This window comes from Kocuria sp., assembly GCF_030530945.1.
In the GTDB taxonomy this organism is placed as follows: Bacteria; Actinomycetota; Actinomycetes; order Actinomycetales; family Micrococcaceae; genus Kocuria.
In genome coordinates this window covers 80,153-92,968 of record NZ_JAUMTZ010000002.1, presented here as the reverse complement: position 1 = coordinate 92,968, position 12,816 = coordinate 80,153, and the positions used below count along the sequence as shown (strand labels likewise).

Genomic DNA, 12,816 nt, shown 5'->3' with positions numbered 1-12,816 from the left:
CGCGCCGGGCGCCCGCCGCGCGAGCCGGGTCCCCACCGCGACACCCGCCGACCGAGGAGAACCATGCCCCACTGGGAAAGACTCGCCGTGCGCGCCCTGGGCGCCTCGGAGACCACGCTCACCGTGGTGGACCGGGAGCCCCTGAGCCCCACCTACACCCGCATCACGGTGCGGGACGAGGGGTTCCTCGCGGAGCACACCCCGTTCCCCACCCTGTGGCTGCGGCTGTGGTTCACGTCCGAGGGCAAGGACCACCAGCGCGCGTTCACGGTGATCGACCCCCGCCCGGAAGCGGGCCTGTTCGACATGGAGTTCGCGCTGCACGAGGGTGCGGCCTCCGAGTGGGCCCGCACGTGCGCGCCCGGGGACACCATCCGCGCGTCCCTGCTGGGCAGCACCCCGCCGTGGCAGCCCAGGAAGAACCCTCGCCGCGGGTCTTCGGACACCAGCGCAGTGGGCCTGGAGGCGGAGTTCCCCGGCCGCACCGTGATCGTGGGGGACCCCGCGAGCCTGCCGGCCGTGAACGCGATGCTCGCCCACCTGGACGCCCGGGACGTGGACGTCTGGTTCGAGTACCGCGAGCCCGGGGACGAGACCCTGCCCCTGGCCGCCGCCGAGCACCACCGCGTGCACCGCGTCCACCGCGCGGACAGCGGCCGCGAGGTGGCCGACGCCGTCCTGGAGCACTGGGGCAGCGAGCCCCCCACGGCCGGGGACCGGTTCTGGATCGCCGTGGAGGCGCAGCAGAACCGCCGGCTGAGCACCGCTCTGCGGACCGAGCACGGGGTCCCTCGCACCCACATCGACGCCACGGCCTACTGGAGGACCGCATGAGCACCGCAACCGTCACGCCCCCGACTCCGGGCACAACCCGCACCCCCCGCGCCTTCTGGGGGCTGCTGTGGGCGCTGTACACCACGCAGTTCATCGGCGCCTCGTTCCTCTCCACCGGGCTCACGGGGATCCTGCGCGACGGCGGCACGGACCTGGGGACCCTGGGCCTGCTGCAGCTGCTGGCGCTGGTGTGGCCCCTGAAGTTCCTCTGGGCGCCGCTGCTGGACCGCTGGTCCCCAGCGCGCTCCCGCGGGCACTACCGCTCGTGGCTGCTCGTGCTGCAACCGCTCATGGTGCTGTCCCTGCTGGCCATGGCGCTGCTCTCCGACCCCCAGGACGGACTCGGGGCGGTGATCGGGCTCGCGGCCGCGTTCGTGCTGTTCTCCGCGACCCAGGACATCGCCGCGGACGCCCTGTCCGTGCGCGGGCTCACCGCGGAGCAGCACGACCTCGGCGCCGGCATCCAGGTGGGGGCCAGCTACATCGGCACCGTGGTCGGCGGCGGCCTGGCCCTTCTGGTCTACGACGCGTGGGGCTGGCGCGCCGCCGTGGTGGTCCTGGCCCTGTGCACCGCGGTGGCCATGGTTCCCGTGCTGCGCCACGGCGAGGCCGAGCGCGTGGTCCCCGAGGCCGGGGTGGGTCGGCTCTCCGCCATGTTCGGCGTGCTCGGCGTGCCCGGGGCCCGCATGTGGGCGCTCGTGGCCGTTCCGCTGGTGGCCCTGGGCTCCGCGGCAGTGTGGTCGCTCGTGACCCCCGCCCTCGTGGACGCGGGGTGGTCCCTGGGCTTCATCGGCACCGTCACCTCGGTGATCGCCGCCGCGCCCGCCCTCGCGGCGGCCCTGTGGGGCGGGCGGCTGTGCCGCCTGCGCGGCCGTGGCGTCACCCTTCTCGTGGGTGCCGGTGTGCAGCTGTTCGGCGGGCTGTGCTTCGTGCCCGTGGTGTGGGCCGGGGACGCCGCGTCCGACGGCGTCCAGGTGGCCCTGGGCGTGGTGGGCGCGTGCTGCGTGCTCGCGGGCTACACCGTGATGAACACGGGCATCTACGCCGTGAACCTGGACATCTCCCGCCCCGGCCACGCCGGCGCGGACTTCACGCTGCTGAGCTCCATCTCCATGCTCGGCGGGACCATCGGCGCGTGGGCCGGACTCACCCTGGCGGCCTTCGCGGGCTACGGCGTCTCGCTCGTGGCGGGACTCGTGATCGCCCTGCTGGGCGTGCTCGCGTGCCGCTCCCACCCGCTGCTGGGGCGCCGCTGAGCACCCCGCGGGGCGGGCGGCGTCGTCGCTCCGTGGACGGCCGAGGGCCGCGGACGCGTGCGTCCGCGGCCCTCTCCCGTGCCCGGGGGACGCCTCAGTGGAACTCGGGCAGGCGCAGCATGCCCTCCTGCACGGTGGTGGCGATCAGCCGCCCGTCGCGAGTGAACATCTTCCCGATCGACAGCCCGCGCGCGGAGGAGGCACTCGGGGAGGTCTGGGTGTAGAGGATCCACTCGTCCGCGCGGGCGAAGCGGTGCCACCACATGGCGTGGTCCAGGGACGCCACGTTCATGCCCCGCTCGCTCCAGGAGCGTCCGTGGCGACGCAGGATGGGCTCCATCATCGTGTAGTCGGAGACGTACGCCAGTGCGGCGCGGTGCAGGTTCGGATCGTCCGGCAGGGGCGCCAGCGCCTTGACCCACACGGCGTTGTAGGAGTCCTGGGGACCCTGCCACGGCAGGAACAGGGGCTCGGTGATGTACCGCATGTCGAAGGGGCGCTCGAAGGCCTGGGCGCGGGCCTCGGGGATGTCCAGCGCACCGAACGTCTCGCGCAGCGAGGGCAGCGACTCGGGGTCCGGGACGTTGCCCGGCATCTCGTCCTGGTGGTCCAGCCCGGCCGCGGGCTCCTGGAAGGAGGCGATCATGGACAGGATGGCCTGGCCCCGCTGGTACGCGTGGACGCGGCGCGCGGAGAAGGAGCGGCCGTCCCGCACGCGCTCCACGCCGAACGTGATGGGCAGCTCGATGTCCCCACCGCGCAGGAAGTAGCCGTGCAGGGAGTGGATGCTGCGTTCCGGGTCCACCGTGCGCATGGCCGCCACCACCGCCTGCGCGAGCACCTGTCCGCCGTAGACGCGCGCGCGGGGTGTGGTGATGGTGCGGCCCACGAAGATGTCCTCCGTGGTGCGCGCCCCGCCCCCGTCCGCCAGGTCCAGCATGCGGATGAGGGCTTCCACGGGGTCTTGGGTCGGGTCCAGAGTCATGGAGCCACTCTAGACCGCACCCCGGATGTGGTGTGATGGAGCCATGACTTCCCTCGACGTCCCCGTCCAGATGCGCTTCTTCGACCAGGACCAGTACGGCCACATCAACAACGTGACCATGCTGCGCTACTTCGAGGACGCGCGAGTCCGTCTCACCGCGTCCCCCATCGGCAAGGACCCCGACCACGGCATTCCGGAGGACACCACGTTCCGCGAGTCCGTGGGGAAGCTGCGCACGGTCGTGGCCCACCAGAGCGTGGACTACAAGGAGCAGCTGTTCTTCCGGATGGAGCCCGTGACCGTGCGGACGTGGATCTCCCGGATCGGCCGGTCCTCGTTCACCATCTCCTACAGCCTGCAGGAGGAGGACGGCTCGCACGTCTACGCCGAGGGGGAGACGGTGATCGTGGTCATGGACCCGGACTCCGGCAAGAGCGTGGAGCTCTCCGAGGACCACCGTGCGCTGCTGGCCACCCTGGAGGACGACGTCAAGTACCCCCACGCCCGATGACTCCCGAACCGGGGACCCGCTCCGACGGGTTCGCGCTGCTGGACCGCCAGGACGCCGCGGACCTGGCCACCTACGTGAGCCGCGCCCGCTCCGTGGACCCCCAGGCCGCGGTCCGGCTGCAGGGAGCCGGCCGGGTGCTCGCGGTGTGGGTCTCGGTGGTCCACCCCGCGGGTCTGCTGGACACCGCTCCGGTGGTCCTGGGACTGCGCACCATGGGTCTCGCGGAGCCCTCCGCACTGGACGTGACCGTGGCGGCCTCGGCGGTCACGGACCGGCTCGCGCGCGTGGCGGGGGAGCCCGCCGCGGACGACGCCGTGTGGCTGGGTGCTCCGCCCCAGCAGGTCTCCGCGTCCTGGGCCGGGATCGTCGCACCGCGCACCGGATGGAGCCCAGTGGGAACGGTCCCGGCGGCGCTGGTGCGCGACGTCGCCCGCATGGGTGTCCAGGCCGTCTCGGACGCCGTGCCCGTGGACTCGGGGGCGGCGCTCGTGCAGCGGGTGCGCTCCCGGGTGTGGGGCGCGGCCTCCGGGTGGGGCCCCGCCGAGGGCCCCGCGGTTCCCGACGGCGCCGCGTTCGCCCTGGACGTCCTGGGCTTCGTTCCCGCGCAGGTCACAGAGGTCCGGGTGGCCGCCGAGCGGACCGGGCAGTGGGTGCGGCTGAGCACTCCCGCGGGCCACGTGCTGGTGAAGCCCCAGCACTGAGAGCATTCGCCACCGCCCCACGGCAGCGGCCCGGGACCCCCTCGGACACGATCGAGGGGTCCCGGGCCGCTGCCGCGCGTGCGCCCGGTCGGGGCTGCCGCCGGGTCTCAGCCCGGGCGGTTCACCATGGCGTGGGCGGCGCGGTCGAAGTAGTCCCACATGATGCCGTCGTGCAGCGGGGACAGCTCCAGGGTGTCCATGGCCGCGCGCATGTGCCGCAACCAGGTCTCGCGCGCCCAGGAGTCCACCGGGAACGGGGCGTGGCGCATGCGCAGCCGGGGGTGGCCACGGCGCTGCGAGTAGGTGGTGGGTCCGCCCCAGTACTGCTCCAGGAACATCCGCAGCCGCTCCTCGGCCGGGCCCAGGTCCTCCTCGGGGTACAGCGCCTTGAAGTCCGGGTCCTCGGCCACCCGCGCGTAGAACTCGCTCGTGAGCTTGGCGAACGTCTCGTGCCCGCCCACCTGCGCGTAGAACGAGTCCGACGACGACGCCTCCACCGCCTCCCGCGCGTCACCCACCTGCTGCGGCGGCTGGGTCACGGACGGGCCCGCGGAGCGCGAGCGCACGGCACCGAGGGTGAACGTCCGCCGCCCGGCGGGCGGGGCGGCCTCGGGGGAGAGCCGCCCGGGCGAGGCGGTCTCGCCCGGACCCGCGGTGGGTCCGGGCTCCCGACCCCCGCTGCCGGCGGGCCGTGCGGAACCGGTGGCGTCCCCGGGAGCGGTCGCGGCAGCGTCGTTCACCGGCCGGCCCCCGGGGCGTCGTCGGACGGGTGCAGGGCGGCGGCGTCGACCTGCTGGGCTCGGACGGCCCGGCGTGCGGCGTCCTGGCGCTCCAGCACGATCCGGCGCAGCCCGCTGAGCTCCGGGTCCAGCTGGTCCAGGAAGCGCTGGGCGGCGTCCACCGTGTCCTGGGTGGCGTGACGGGGGAACAGGCCCACCGCCACCTGCTGGGCGAGCTCGTGCGTGCGCTCGCGCCACACCCCGGTGACCTCCGCGAAGTACCGGGAGGCGTAGGGGGCCACCAGGGCGTCGTCGTGGACGCGGAAGAACCCGGCGATCGCCGCCTGCTGCTGGGAGTTGGGCAGCGCACCCTGCTCCACCACCACACGCCAGGTCTCGGCCTTGGCCTCGGATGTGGGGACCGCGGCGCGCGCGGTCGCGGCGGCGATGGCACCGGTCTCGGTGTTGTCCTCGCGCAGGGCGGCCTCGACGTCCTCGGGGCCCCGGCGGCCGGCGGCCACGAGCGCGGTGAGCACGGACCAGCGGGTGTCCGTGTCCATCTCCACGCCCTCGGGGACGCCCTCGCCCGCGGCGAAGCCCGCCACCCGGTCCAGCTGGGCCGGCGTGCACGCGCGCCGCAGGAACGCCCGGAAGAACTGCCACTGGTGGTCCGAGCCGGGCTCGGCGGCGGCCGTGAGGTCCCACAGCGCGTCCGCGGCCTCGGCGCGGAGCCGGTCGGCGTGCTCCGGGGCCAGGTAGCGGTCCAGAGCCACGTCCAGCTGGCGCAGCTGCACCTGCACGGTGGTGGAGTCCGTCTCGTGGCCCACGTTGGTGAGCACCAGGCGGACGTAGTCGCTCGCGGGACTCACGCCGTCGTGCACCGAGTCCCACGCGGCGGCCCACACGAGGGAGCGGGGGAGGGAGTCGTCGAAGTCGCCCAGGTGGGTCATGGCGGTGTCCAGGGAGCACTCGTCCAGGCGGATCTTGGCGTAGGCGAGGTCGTCGTCGTTGACCAGCACCAGGTCCGGGCGCTCCCGGCCCACCAGCTGGGGCACCTCGGTGAGCTCGCCGTCCACGTCCAGCTCCACCTGGAAGGTGCGCGTGAGCCGGCCCGTGGCCTCGCTGTGGTCGTAGAAGCCCACGGCCACCCGGTGCGGGCGCAGGGTGGGGTAGCCCTCCTGGGGCAGCTGCTCGATCGCGAAGGACGTGATCACGCCGTCGTCGTCCGCGCTCACGCGGGGCACCAGGGTGTTGACCCCGGCGGTCTCGAGCCAGCGCGCGGACCAGTCGGCGAGGTCGCGACCGCTCGCGGCCTCCAGCTCGCCCATCAGGTCCGGCAGCTCGGTGTTGGACCAGGCGTGCTTGCCGAAGTACCGGTTCAGCCCGGCCATGAACTGCTCCTGGCCCACCCACGCCACAAGCTGCTTGAGCACGGAGGCACCCTTGGCGTAGGTGATGCCGTCGAAGTTCACCAGAACGGCCTCGAGGTCCGGGATCTCGGCCTTGATGGGGTGCGTGGTGGGCAGCTGGTCCTGGGCGTAGCCCCAGGACTTCTCCCCGGCGGCGAACGTGGTCCAGGCGTTCGTGTACTTCGTGCTCTGCGCGCACGCCAGCGTGGACATGTACTCCGCGAAGGACTCGTTGAGCCACAGGTCGTTCCACCAGCGCATGGTCACCAGGTCCCCGAACCACATGTGCGCGAGCTCGTGGAGCACTGTGATGGCCCGGCGCTCCACCAGGGCCTGCGCGGGCTTGGACCGGAAGATGTAGGACTCCACGAACGTCACGGCGCCCGCGTTCTCCATGGCACCGGCGTTGAACTGCGGCACGAAGAGCTGGTCGTACTTCTCGAACGGGTACGGCACACCGAACTGGGACTCGTAGAACGCGAAGCCCTGCTTGGTGATCTCGAACATCTCCGAGGCGTCCATGTACTCGAACAGCGAGCGGCGGGCGAACAGCCCCAGCTCCACGGTGCGCCCGTCGGAGGAGACCACGCTGTCCGTGGTCTTCAGGTACGGACCGGCGATCAGCGCGGTGATGTAGCAGGAGACCACCGGGGTGGGGGAGAAGTCCCAGCGGGCCACGCCCTCGCGCACGGGCACCGGAGCGGGGCTGGGCTGGTTGGAGACCACCTCCCACCCGGCGGGGGCCGTGACGGAGAAATGGAATGTGGCCTTCAGGTCCGGCTGCTCGAACACCGGGAACATGCGCCGGGTGTCCGCCACCTCGAACTGCGAGTACAGGTACACCTGTCCGTCCGCGGGGTCCACGAAGCGGTGCAGGCCCTCGCCGGTGTTCATGTAGTGCATGGTGGACTCGACCACCAGCTCGTTGTGCTCCGCGAGCTCCGGCAGCAGGATGCGCTCGCCGTCGCTGACCTCCGCGGGGTCCAGGGAGGTGCCGTTGAGGGTCACGGACTCCACGGAGGCGGTGATCGCGTCGATGAACGAGTCCGCCCCGGTCCGCGCGGTGAAGACCACCGTGGTGTGCGCCGTGAAGGTCTCGGGTCCGCCGGTCAGGTCCAGTGCCACGCGGTAGGACTCCACCGAGATGTCCCGCGCGCGCTCCGCGGCCTCCGCTCGGGTCAGGTTGGTTCCGGGCACGACGGCGTTCCTCTCCTCGACGACTCTTCGATGCGCACGCGGCGCATCCAGCCATTATGGCAGTCGTCGCAAGCCCTGCTCCGGGTGAGCGGTGCCCGGGCGGCCGGTCACGCCCCGCCACCCGGCCTGCGGCGACGCCCCCGGGACCGGGAGCGGCCCCGGGGCGCGGCGCTACAGTGGTGGGGACCCACCCACCGCGCGGCCCGCGCAGGCGCGCCGCGACCCACCCAGGAGCTGCGAACCCATGCGCGTCCACATCGCCACCGACCACGCGGGCCTCGAGATGTCCCACCACCTCATGCAGCGGCTCACCGAGCACGGCTACGAGCTGATCGACCACGGACCGGTGGCGTACGACCCCGCGGACGACTACCCCGCGTTCTGCATCAGCGCCGCCCTGGGAGTGCGCGAGGACCGCCAGAACGGCCTGGACTCCCTGGGCATCGTGCTGGGCGGGTCGGGCAACGGCGAGCAGATGGCGGCGAACGCGGTGCAGGGCATCCGCGCCGCGCTGGTGTGGAACACGGACACGGCCAAGCTGGCCCGCGAGCACAACGACGCCCAGGTCATGGCGCTCGGCGGGCGCCAGCACGAGTTCGAGGAGGCCCTGGAGCTCGCCCTGGCGTTCCTCGCCGAGCCGTTCTCCGACGACGAGCGCCACGTGCGCCGGATCGCCCAGCTGTCCGAGTACGAGCGCACCGGGGACATCGCCGGCAAGCTCTCCGCGGTCACCGTCCGCCCCTTCACCGGGAACTGAGGGCCCCGCGGTGCCCGAGGGCCACTCCGTCCACCGCCTCGCGCGCCGGCTGGGAGAGCTGTTCCAGGGTCAGCAGCTTCGGGTGAGCAGTCCCCAGGGGCGCTTCGCAGCCGGTGCCGAGGTGCTGGACGGGCGCGTCCTCACGGGATCGCGCGCCCACGGCAAGCAGCTGTACCTGGAGCTCACCTCCCCGGCGGACCCGGCGGATGTCATGGTGCTGCGCTCGCACCTGGGCATCTACGGCGCATGGACCTTCGCCGGGGACGAGGCGTTCGCGGCGGCGTCGTCCATCGGGGCCCCGCGCCGGGCCGGGGAGCGTGAGACGGGCTCCGCGGCCGCGGAGGTGCACCACGACGACGCCGGACGGGTCGTCCCCGAGGCACCGGTGGGCGCCGTGCGGGTCCGGCTCGCGGGCGAGCACGGCTGGGCCGATCTGCGCGGGCCCACGCTGTGCGCCGCCGAGACCCCCGAGGAGGCACGGGCCGCCGAGGCCAAGCTGGGCCCCGACCCGCTGGACCCGCACGCGGACCCGGAACCGTTCGTGGCGGCGGCCAGCCGGTCCGGGCGCCCCGTCGGCGTGCTGCTCATGGAGCAGAACGTGGTGGCCGGGATCGGGAACATCTTCCGCGCCGAGTCCCTGTTCCGCCGCGGGGTGGACCCCATGACGCCCGGACGCGCCCTGGGTCGGGAACAGCTGCTGGGGCTGTGGGAGGAGAACGTGGCGCTCATGGCAGTGGGCGTGCGTGTGGGCCGGATCATCACCACGGATCCCGAGGACCGCCCGGGCGTCCCCGAGGCCGAGGCGTGGCCCGAGCACGCGAACTACGTATACCACCGCCACGGGCAGCCGTGCCTGCGCTGCGGGGCAACCGTCCTGAAGAAGGACCTCAACGGGCGCGGCCTGTACTGGTGCCCCGTCTGCCAGGCGTGAGCCACTGGGGGTGAGGTGCCGGGCCTGACGTGCGGGGCGCGGGGCGCCGGGTGTGACGCGCCGGGCGGGGTGAGCGGGCGGCGTCGTCCGGGGTCGCAGCGGCGCGGTGCGGTCGGGGGAACGCACGAGCCCCGCCGCAGTGCTGCGACGGGGCTCGTGGCGACCTGAGGGGGCGACGGGAATCGAACCCGCGTAGCCAGTTTGGAAGACTGGGGCTCTACCATTGAGCTACGCCCCCGGGGACGGGGAAGACAGTACACGAGCCCCGCACCGGGTGCCACCCACCGGCGTGGCAGCGCCGCTTTTCCGGGCGCGGGCGTGCAACGCGATAGAGTGGTGTGTCATCGGCTCGCCCGCGGGCGTTCCGACTGCCCTGCTCCGCCCCGGCGGAGCGGTGCGGCGTGCGGTGACGAGCACGCGAGCACGGGGTGTAGCGCAGTGGCTAGCGCGCCTGCTTTGGGAGCAGGAGATCGCAGGTTCGAGTCCTGTCACCCCGACGTCTGAGCGTGGCGGCGCACCGCGCCGCCGCGCTCGAGGACCCACCGGACCGACCCCGGTCCGTTGCGGCAAGCACCCATCGACCCAGGAGTACAGCGGAAGTGAAGAGCGCCGTCGAGAAACTCAACCCCACCGAGGCGAAGGTCACCATGGACATCGCCTACGCGGACCTGAAGCCGTTCGTGCAGCGCACGTACCAGGAGCTGGCCAACCAGATCCAGATCCCCGGCTTCCGCAAGGGCAAGGTGCCCACCAAGCTGATCGACCAGCGCGTGGGCTTCGACTTCGTGATCGAGAACGCGCTGAACGAGGGCCTCAACGACTTCTACCAGCAGGCGCTGGCGGAGCACGAGCTGTCCCCGCTGTCCCAGCCGCAGGTGGAGGTCCTCGCCAAGCCGGAGGAGAACCAGCGCGAGGCCGACACCAAGGTGGAGATCTCCGTGGCCGTGCGTCCCGAGATCGAGCTGCCGGACTACACCGGTCTCGAGATCGAGGTGGAGGCCCGCGAGGCCACCGCCGAGGACGAGCAGAAGGCCCTGGACGAGCTGCGCGCCCGCTTCGGCACGCTCAAGACCGTGGACCGCCCCGCGGCCGAGGGTGATCACGTGACCCTGGACCTGCAGGCCCTGGTGGACGGCGATGAGGTCGACGCCGCCAACGACCTCTCCTACGAGGTGGGCTCCGGGACCATGCTCGAGGGCATCGACGAGGCCGTGACCGGCCTCTCCGCCGGCGAGGACGCCACGTTCGAGACCACCCTGGCCGGCGGCGAGCACTCCGGTGCCGCCGCGACCGTGAAGGTCAAGGTCACGGCCGTCAAGGAGCGCGAGCTGCCCGAGGCCGACGACGAGTTCGCCCAGCTGGCCTCCGAGTTCGACACCATCGCCGAGCTCAAGGAGGACCTGAAGAAGCAGGCCGCCGAGTCCGCCGTGGTGGAGCAGGGCATCGAGGCCCGCGACAAGGTCCTGGACAAGCTCGTGGAGCTCGTCGAGATCCCCGTGCCCGAGCAGGTCATCGCGGACCAGATCGCCCAGCACTTCGACTCCGAGCAGGCCCAGGCCTCCGCCGAGCCCGGCCACGACACCGAGGAGCACCGCGCCGAGGTCCGCAAGAACGCCGAGACCGCGTTCCGCAACGAGGTCATCCTGGACGCCGTGGCCGAGGCCGAAGAGGTCGGCGTGGAGCAGTCCGAGCTGATCGACTACATCATCTCCATGTCCCAGCAGTACGGCATGGACCCCAACCAGTTCGCGCAGATGCTCGACGGCTCCGGCCAGGCGGGCATGATGGTGGGCGAGGTCCGCCGCCGCAAGGCGCTGGCCAAGGTCCTGGAGCAGGCCACCGTGAAGGACACCAACGGCCAGACCGTGGACCTGTCCTCCTTCGTGGGCACCTCCGACGACGACGCCCAGTCCGAGGACGCCGAGGCATCCGAGGGCAAGTAGCAGCACGCCGCCGCGCACCCGCGCGGTGAGCAGACACGCCGCGCGCGTGCGGCCATGCGCCGCCAGCGAACAGCGGCCCCGTGCGGGGGCGCCCGGACGGGGCGGCGCACTACGCTTGCGAGTCAGGAAATGTTCGCCGGTCGCGGCCCGCGCCGCCGCGACCCTTCCACACGAAAGAGGCATTCATGACCTCCACTCCCCGTCAGCCGTACGGTGCCGCACCGGCCACTCCGCGCATGGAGGACACCGCCCCGGGTGGTCAGGACGACTACGTCTACAACCGCCTGCTCAAGGAGCGCATCATCTGGCTGGGCTCCGAGGTGCGTGACACCAACGCCAACCTCATCTGCTCCCAGATGCTGCTGCTCTCCGCGGAGGACCCGGAGGCGGACATCTACCTCTACATCAACTCCCCGGGCGGCTCCGTCACGGCAGGCATGGCCATCTACGACACCATGCAGCTGATCCCCAACGACGTGGTGACGGTGGCCACCGGCCTGGCCGCGTCCATGGGCCAGTTCCTGCTGTCCTCCGGCACCAAGGGCAAGCGCTACGCCACGCCCAACGCCCGGATCCTCATGCACCAGCCCTCCGGCGGGATGGGCGGCACCGCCTCCGACATCCGCGTGCAGGCGGAGCTGATCCTGTCCATGAAGCAGCGCCTCGCGGAGCTCACCGCGGAGCAGACCGGCCAGGACCTCGAGACCATCCTGCGCGACAACGACCGCGACAACTGGTTCGACGCCCAGCGGGCCCTGGAGTACGGCTTCTTCGACCACATCGCCCAGTCCGCCGGCAGCGTCACCGGCGGCGGCGGGACCATGAAGGACGCGCAGTAGTCCTCACCCACCCCGCCACGAACCATCCCCAGACTTCTCAGGACGGACCAATGAACCTGCCTCACTCCACCGCCTCGCAGCTGCCCACCAGCCGCTACGTGATCCCCGACTTCGAGGAGCGCACCCCGTACGGCTACCGGCGGCAGAACCCGTACACCAAGCTGTTCGAGGACCGCATCATCTTCCTGGGCGTCCAGGTGGACGACACCTCCGCGGACGACATCATGGCCCAGCTGCTGGTCCTGGAGTCCCAGGACCCGGACCGGGACATCACCATGTACATCAACTCCCCGGGCGGCTCGTTCACGGCCATGACGGCCATCTACGACACCATGCAGTACATCCGCCCGGAGATCCAGACCGTGTGCCTGGGCCAGGCCGCGTCCGCCGCCTCCGTGCTGCTGGCCGGTGGCACGCCGGGCAAGCGCCTGGCGCTGCCGAACGCCCGCGTGCTGATCCACCAACCCGCCATGGAGGGCCAGGGCGGCGGCCAGGCCTCGGACATCGAGATCCAGGCCAACGAGATCATGCGCATGCGCACGTGGCTCGAGGAGACCATGGCGCTGCACACGGACAAGCCGGCCGAGCAGATCAACCGCGACATCGAGCGGGACAAGATCCTCACGGCCGCGGAGGCCAAGGACTACGGCATCATCGACCAGGTCCTGGACTCCCGCAAGATCAACAAGCCCGCCACGGTCACCAAGGCCTGAGCGGAGCACCACACGTGACGG

Annotated in this window: 12 protein-coding genes and 2 tRNA genes; 10 read left to right on the top strand and 4 right to left on the bottom strand. The window is 72.1% G+C overall.

The annotated features are described in order from the left end of the window. Positions 1-63 precede the first annotated feature (63 nt). Both Q4A22_RS02870 and Q4A22_RS02865 read left to right on the top strand, forming a co-directional pair. Positions 64-834 (top strand): siderophore-interacting protein, encoded by a 771-nt coding sequence (locus Q4A22_RS02870; RefSeq protein WP_303177072.1) that lies wholly within the window; start codon positions 64-66, stop codon positions 832-834. After that, the gene (locus Q4A22_RS02865) at positions 831-2,090 is read left to right on the top strand and encodes an MFS transporter (protein ID WP_303177070.1); all 1,260 of its coding nucleotides are present in this window, start codon (positions 831-833) and stop codon (positions 2,088-2,090) included. The genes Q4A22_RS02870 and Q4A22_RS02865 overlap by 4 nt, the downstream gene beginning before the upstream one ends. A 94-nt stretch (positions 2,091-2,184) precedes the next feature. Here Q4A22_RS02865 and Q4A22_RS02860 read toward each other — a convergent pair whose 3' ends face one another. After that, positions 2,185-3,075 carry an acyl-CoA thioesterase II gene (locus tag Q4A22_RS02860; protein WP_303177068.1) on the bottom strand — a complete coding sequence of 297 codons (891 nt, stop codon included), beginning with the start codon at positions 3,073-3,075 and terminating at the stop codon, positions 2,185-2,187. Between the two features lie 43 nt (positions 3,076-3,118). On the opposite strand from Q4A22_RS02860, the gene Q4A22_RS02855 reads away from it, so the two are divergent. Beyond that, a complete protein-coding gene (locus tag Q4A22_RS02855) occupies positions 3,119-3,586 on the top strand; it encodes a thioesterase family protein (RefSeq protein WP_303177066.1) in 468 nt (155 codons plus the stop codon). Then, positions 3,583-4,287, top strand: coding sequence for a hypothetical protein (locus Q4A22_RS02850; RefSeq protein WP_303177063.1), 705 nt, complete (start codon positions 3,583-3,585; stop codon positions 4,285-4,287). Before Q4A22_RS02855 ends, Q4A22_RS02850 begins: the two co-directional genes overlap by 4 nt. Before the next feature lie 107 nt (positions 4,288-4,394). On the opposite strand, the gene Q4A22_RS02845 is transcribed toward Q4A22_RS02850, so the two are convergent. Next, positions 4,395-4,784 carry a globin gene (locus tag Q4A22_RS02845; protein WP_368410543.1) on the bottom strand — a complete coding sequence of 130 codons (390 nt, stop codon included), beginning with the start codon at positions 4,782-4,784 and terminating at the stop codon, positions 4,395-4,397. A gap of 239 nt (positions 4,785-5,023) precedes the next feature. Beyond that, a complete protein-coding gene (gene pepN, locus Q4A22_RS02840) occupies positions 5,024-7,612 on the bottom strand; it encodes an aminopeptidase N (protein ID WP_303177061.1) in 2,589 nt (862 codons plus the stop codon). A gap of 244 nt (positions 7,613-7,856) precedes the next feature. On the opposite strand from pepN, the gene Q4A22_RS02835 reads away from it, so the two are divergent. After that, positions 7,857-8,369 carry a ribose-5-phosphate isomerase gene (locus Q4A22_RS02835; protein ID WP_303177060.1) on the top strand — a complete coding sequence of 171 codons (513 nt, stop codon included), beginning with the start codon at positions 7,857-7,859 and terminating at the stop codon, positions 8,367-8,369. A gap of 10 nt (positions 8,370-8,379) precedes the next feature. After that, positions 8,380-9,300, top strand: coding sequence for an Fpg/Nei family DNA glycosylase (locus Q4A22_RS02830; RefSeq protein WP_303177059.1), 921 nt, complete (start codon positions 8,380-8,382; stop codon positions 9,298-9,300). Between the two features lie 167 nt (positions 9,301-9,467). Here Q4A22_RS02830 and Q4A22_RS02825 read toward each other — a convergent pair. Continuing rightward, a tRNA-Gly gene (locus Q4A22_RS02825) sits at positions 9,468-9,538 on the bottom strand. A gap of 186 nt (positions 9,539-9,724) precedes the next feature. Here Q4A22_RS02825 and Q4A22_RS02820 point away from each other — a divergent pair. From Q4A22_RS02820 to Q4A22_RS02805, 4 genes are all read left to right on the top strand, one after another. After that, positions 9,725-9,797, top strand: a tRNA-Pro gene (locus Q4A22_RS02820). A 102-nt stretch (positions 9,798-9,899) separates the two neighbouring features. Next, positions 9,900-11,243 carry a trigger factor gene (gene tig, locus Q4A22_RS02815; RefSeq protein WP_303177058.1) on the top strand — a complete coding sequence of 448 codons (1,344 nt, stop codon included), beginning with the start codon at positions 9,900-9,902 and terminating at the stop codon, positions 11,241-11,243. A 236-nt stretch (positions 11,244-11,479) separates the two neighbouring features. Then, complete coding sequence (locus Q4A22_RS02810; RefSeq protein WP_303177389.1) at positions 11,480-12,082, top strand: ATP-dependent Clp protease proteolytic subunit; 603 nt, start codon at positions 11,480-11,482, stop codon at positions 12,080-12,082. Positions 12,083-12,132: 50 nt separating this feature from the next. Continuing rightward, positions 12,133-12,795 carry an ATP-dependent Clp protease proteolytic subunit gene (locus Q4A22_RS02805; protein ID WP_303177056.1) on the top strand — a complete coding sequence of 221 codons (663 nt, stop codon included), beginning with the start codon at positions 12,133-12,135 and terminating at the stop codon, positions 12,793-12,795. Positions 12,796-12,816 lie beyond the last annotated feature (21 nt).